Source organism: Vibrio sp. J1-1, assembly GCF_021728395.1.
GTDB lineage: Bacteria > Pseudomonadota > Gammaproteobacteria > Enterobacterales > Vibrionaceae > Vibrio.
Map to the genome: position 1 here is coordinate 1 of NZ_JAKKCM010000033.1, position 4,436 is coordinate 4,436.

A 4,436-nucleotide genomic window follows, 5' to 3' on the forward strand; every position below is an offset into this window, starting at 1 on the left:
CGCCATAACAAAGCGTTTAAGACGGATTCACAACGCTTGGCGATTTCAGTTTAAGTTGAATTTAGTGTTTAAGGTACAATGGTTTATGCTGGGTGGTAGCGTTGTTCACCACTTAACGCGGCGTTATGTACTAGGAAGAAATATGGACATTAATATTAGATTGAATATTTGCAAATATGTTTTCACGGAATTCGTCTATATAGCGTTCTTGTCGCTTGTTTTGCTTGGGCTCTCAAGTGGTAACAATCAATGGTTAGTGCTCTTTGTTTTTGCTATGTGTATTGATACAACCATTAGAATATTTATGCTGTGGCGTAAGCTCAGGAATAGTGCGCTGCAAACGTCAGGTGGGAAATTGCTTTTCAAAGGGTTCGCTTGTGATGTAACTCTGTCGTGTAGCTTTCTTCCTTTTGGTCTTTGGTCGACAGCCAAGGTTTCATATTTTGAAGATAGCATGCAGAAACGTAATATTTATATTCCAAAAAGTGCTTTAAGCCATGAGCATTGGCAGCAAGTTTTGGGGCACCGTACATAACAAACAATTTAAGAGGGATTCTCAACGCTTGGCATTTTTGCTTCTACTTCAATTTTAGTGTTTATGGCACAATGCTTTAGGTTGGGTGATCGCGTTGTTCACCCCTTAATTGGGCGTTATGTGCAAATGGAGTATCAATGCTTAAAGTAGAAGAAGTGCTTGATAAAGGACTGACGAATTTCGAGTTACTCACTGAAGATGAGTGGCTAATTTTTGTAGTGGCTTACATAGAAATAGTTGCAGATATGGAAGGGTGGGATCATTTCTTTACCTACAATATGGATTGGTATCCAGTTCTTGTTAAATCTCTACAACTTTCTGGTGATGATGTGTCACTAGAAATTTTGCAAAATTATGAGCAGCACTTTGCAAATTTGAAGATTAACTTCGATGCAAAATCAATCGATACTTTTCTCGCAAGCGCAAGCGCAAGCGCAAGTAGTCGTTACCTGAATAGTTGTCCGGATTGGAGGGAGCTATTCAGTGATGCAGCTGAGCAGAGGTGGCTAAAGATCGAAGCGTATTTCAGAAGTCACGGTGTAAAAATTTGCACATAACAAACGCTTTAAGGCGGATTCGCAACGCGTGGCATTTTTATCATGCGTTAAATTTAATGATTTAGGTGGTATGCGGAAACTCCGTGTTGCGTTGCTCACCACTTAAGCGGGCGTTAGTTGCCAACGAGGAAAACACAGCTAAAGCAGAGTATTTAAGGTTAATGCTCATGTGTTTTCGGCTCGGTTTCGCAAGTCAATTTTGAATGCTTTGGGTTTGTGAGCTCGCACTTTGGTTTCTTTTGCTGTTAACTTTTCTGTTTCAGAAACCGATTTACTTGTTGAAAGTCAGCTCTGTGACATTGTCTTTCCAAAAGGTTTATTTGGTGTTGTTAACCCGTTTTCTTCGGCGCTATCTGTTCCAAGTGGTTTCAGTGACAAGCGCTTTTAAACTGCGCCTGATTTGGTTTCTTCAACGCACATAAATATAGTGTTGGCAAAGCGGTAATCATCTTCAAATCAAAGCTTTAGGTTTGGCAACTAACAAAGCGTTTAAGACGGATTCACAACGCTTGGCGATTTCAGTTCAAGTCAGCTTAAGTGTTTAAGGTACAATGGCTTAGGTTTGGTGGTAGGCGTTGTTCACCACTTAACGCGGCGTTAGGGTTATGGAGGAAAAATGAAGCAGCCATATGAGAATATCTATATTGGAAATTTTATCTTTTCATTGGGGTATTACAGCGCTAGCACTGGTGATGGGTTAAGTAACAAAGCAGTGCAATTAGTGCAACAAACGCCAGATGAAAAGAAGTTGAACGACTTGTTTGTAAACTGGGCAGGGAAAAACTATATTTTTGAGTTCAAACGAAACCCGGATAGCATCAAAACAGAGTTGTATAAAGAGCCTAAAATGAAACTTAATAAAGCTCTTAACAATATTTCAAACTTAGAAATGAAAGAGATAGCAAATAAGGGGCATTTTTTAGGTTTTGGTTTGACCAATGGTATTGGCTTTATTTGTTATAGTGATGCGGACAAACCGCTAGAGCGATACTATCCCCTTGATAAATTTTGTCCGGCATTACTAAAGGGTAATTTAGGGCAAACATATGATGAGTTCTGTAGATATCTACGGTTTATTGAACAATCGACACAATCAAAGTCTGACGGCTGTGGTGGGTTCGTGTTAAACATATCCAAAGACGGTGATTTGAATATGCTGCCTTTTGACAATATAGAGCTACTATCAAAGTCGTTGGATGTCAAAGTTGAACCTCCTAGACCAACACCTCCTACACCTTCTCCTTATGGTGGATTTAGCCCTGGTGGGTGGTGATGGTATAACCCTAACAAAGCATTTAAGAGGGATTCACAACGCTTGGCAGTTTTGGTTTGAATCAGCTTTAGTGTTTACGGCACAATAGCTTAGGTTGGGTGGTGGCGTTGCTCACCCCTTAATGCGGCGTTATGTAGCTAGGTAAGAAATGGAGTATAAATGCTTGGTTTAGTTCGATTTGTACTGGTTGCGAATGTAATAGCAGCCGTAATAGTTTTTGGTCTTGAGATGTCCACGGGCTTGTTTGGACTTAAGTTTGTATCGGACTACGCATTTTTCATCGTAATGCTTTTATGGGGAACGACAGCCTTATTTTTCATGTACCCGCCTTTGGGTGGTATAGGGCAGTCTGACGACAAAGTTGATAGGGTTACAGACTCAATGGTTGACCGTAGTGTTGCGGACGAAATCGATGAAGAGCGGTTCTCAGAAAACACCACTTTTTGCATCAAGCTACTGATATCAGGGGGGCCTGCATTCTTAGTTTGTGTCCTAGCGAGCATCGCTACATAACAAGCAATTTAAGAGGGATTCCCAACGCTTGGCACTTTTGCTTCTACTTCAATTTTAGTGGTTACGGTACAATGCTTTAGGTTAGGTGGTAGCGTTGCTCACCCCTTAATTGGGCGTTAGCTTTCATTGGGAGACCTCATGGAACAGTTGCAGTTTGATCTATATGAAGAGTTTTCAAAACTCGAAGGTGAGGACAGATTACCTGTACATCCAAGGCGGTGGCTAAATTCACTCGCCACAAAACCAATGTATCAAAGCTTGTATAAAAAATTAAACATAGAGCCTAAATCAACATAGGTTTGGATTGATGGAAAAAATGTAGGATAGATTGTTATAGTCAGAAATTATCGAAAAGATATGCCATAAAAAGGCATAACTGCATTTTTACTGATGAAGAAGGGGTTCATCGATATAGAAACTCAAATTTTGATTGGTTTCCATTGGAGGCGAGATTGGTTGATCAAATGTGTTTACGAGATAAGACCTTAGAGATTGAAACTCAAACTCCAGTCGGTAATATCGATTGCGAGAACGAAAGTACAATTTATGAAGTAAAGCGCAAATCACATTGGAAGTCAGGGCTTGGACAACTATTGGCGTATTCAATATTTCGAAAAAACAAGTCTAAAGTTTTGGTTCTATTTGATAATACTCAGAAAGTTAATGTCACGCATGTCGAGAATGTGTGTAAGGAATACGACGTAAAAGTTGTGTTTATCGAATAAAAGCTAACAAAGCATTTAAGAGTGATTCCCAACGCTTGGCATTTTTCATTCCATCGTTGGGTTTTGTGTTTACGGTGTTATGGTTGGGTTCCGTGGTAGCGTTGCTCACACCTTAATGCGGCGTTAGGCTTACAGAGGAAACTATGAAAATATTGTATTCAGGCGGTCTACAGGTTCGCTCTCACGATGCACAAGAACGCTTGTTAAATGTTAATACCTTCTTAGAAGGTGAATTTGCTTTCCACAACTTGTATCGAGAAGTTAAAGCAAGCGATTTTCCTATTGCTCAGGATTGCTTTGGAGACCAATTCCTTATTCGAGATAATTTGGTAGTTAAGTTGAATGCTGAAACTGGTGAGATTGATGAATTTGGTTGTACCTGGGAGCAATTTTTGGCTTGGGTAGACGAGGACCCAATTGAAAGATTGAATATTCCGAGCGATTTGGATCTAAAGGTTGGTCAGCTACTATTCGCTTATCCGCCTTTTTGTACTGTTGAAGGCAGCAATGCATCAATAAAAGCAATTGATGGTATTGAGCTAATCAGCTTTCACGCAGATTTTGCAAGGCAGATAAATGGTGAAAGTTAAGCCTAACAAGGCGTTTAAGGCAGATTCCCAACGCTTGGCATTGTTCATTCCATCGTTGGGTATTGTGTTTACGGTGGTATGTTTTAGTTTTGTGGTAGCGTTGCTCACTACTTAACGCGGCGTTAGGCAAATATTTATTTAGGCACCACGGAGGTGAAATGTACAAAGGAAGTTGTTTATGTGGCTCAGTTCAGTTCGAGCTTCATGGTGGAATTACAGATCCTATTTATTGCCACTGCTCAC

At 40.2% G+C, this 4,436-nt stretch carries 5 protein-coding genes; all 5 read left to right on the top strand.

Going from position 1 to position 4,436, the window contains the following annotated elements; translation table 11 throughout:
* Positions 1-535, top strand: a 535-nt coding sequence (locus L3V31_RS21735; protein WP_237319273.1) for a hypothetical protein, incomplete at its 5' end; no start/stop codon positions are given.
* Positions 536-672: 137 nt separating this feature from the next.
* Complete coding sequence (locus L3V31_RS21740) at positions 673-1,092, top strand: hypothetical protein (protein ID WP_237319275.1); 420 nt, start codon at positions 673-675, stop codon at positions 1,090-1,092.
* Between the two features lie 616 nt (positions 1,093-1,708).
* Complete coding sequence (locus L3V31_RS21750) at positions 1,709-2,365, top strand: hypothetical protein (RefSeq protein WP_237319277.1); 657 nt, start codon at positions 1,709-1,711, stop codon at positions 2,363-2,365.
* A 159-nt stretch (positions 2,366-2,524) separates the two neighbouring features.
* Positions 2,525-2,878: a hypothetical protein gene (locus L3V31_RS21755; RefSeq protein ID WP_237319279.1), complete on the top strand. Its 354-nt coding sequence runs from the start codon at positions 2,525-2,527 to the stop codon at positions 2,876-2,878.
* A gap of 868 nt (positions 2,879-3,746) precedes the next feature.
* Entirely contained in the window at positions 3,747-4,193 is a 447-nt protein-coding gene (locus tag L3V31_RS21760) for a hypothetical protein (RefSeq protein WP_237319289.1), read from the top strand.
* Positions 4,194-4,436 lie beyond the last annotated feature (243 nt).

Coding starts and splice junctions, on each gene's coding strand:
- L3V31_RS21740 (WP_237319275.1), top strand. CDS start 673: ATGCTTAAAGTAGAAGAAGTGCTTGATAAAGGACTGACGAATTTCGAG.
- L3V31_RS21750 (WP_237319277.1), top strand. CDS start 1,709: ATGAAGCAGCCATATGAGAATATCTATATTGGAAATTTTATCTTTTCA.
- L3V31_RS21755 (WP_237319279.1), top strand. CDS start 2,525: ATGCTTGGTTTAGTTCGATTTGTACTGGTTGCGAATGTAATAGCAGCC.
- L3V31_RS21760 (WP_237319289.1), top strand. CDS start 3,747: ATGAAAATATTGTATTCAGGCGGTCTACAGGTTCGCTCTCACGATGCA.